At 37.3% G+C, this 459-nt stretch carries 1 protein-coding gene; it reads left to right on the forward strand.

Annotated features, from left to right (window positions below):
- The coding region (locus tag CWB66_RS21910; RefSeq protein WP_289508526.1) for an undecaprenyl-diphosphate phosphatase at positions 1 to 319 on the forward strand (319 nt) is incomplete at its 5' end.
- Positions 320 to 459 lie beyond the last annotated feature (140 nt).

Consider the following 459-nt stretch of genomic DNA (forward strand, 5'->3'; position numbering starts at 1 on the left):
CCCTGGCACTTCACGTTCAGGTATTACCATGACAGCGGGTTTAATGTTAGGTATGAACAAGCAAAGTGCAGCGCGCTTTTCGTTTTTATTAGCTATTCCAATCATTTCAATGATGGGTCTTTATTATACTGCAGAGCTTGCCCTTGGCGATAATATAGAAGATTGGACGGAATTATTGTTAGGTGTAGTGCTGTCGTTTTTATCAGCTTATGCTTGTATTTTTATGTTTTTAAAAGTGATTGAGCGAATGGGAATGCTACCATTTGTTATTTATCGTTTATTATTAGGTGTCGGTTTAATATTCTTTTTAATGCTATAAGCTATTAATCTTCAGGAAAGCCTCCCACTTTGGGAGGCTTTTTTATTTGCGCCAAGGGTTAATGTTAACTTAAGATAAATTTTGGCATTATAGCGCCATTAAATTTTGGCCTAGCGGAAACTCAGCGCAGGTTGTATGGA

This window comes from Pseudoalteromonas sp. S558 (assembly GCF_005886635.1).
In the GTDB taxonomy this organism is placed as follows: Bacteria; Pseudomonadota; Gammaproteobacteria; order Enterobacterales; family Alteromonadaceae; genus Pseudoalteromonas; species Pseudoalteromonas aliena.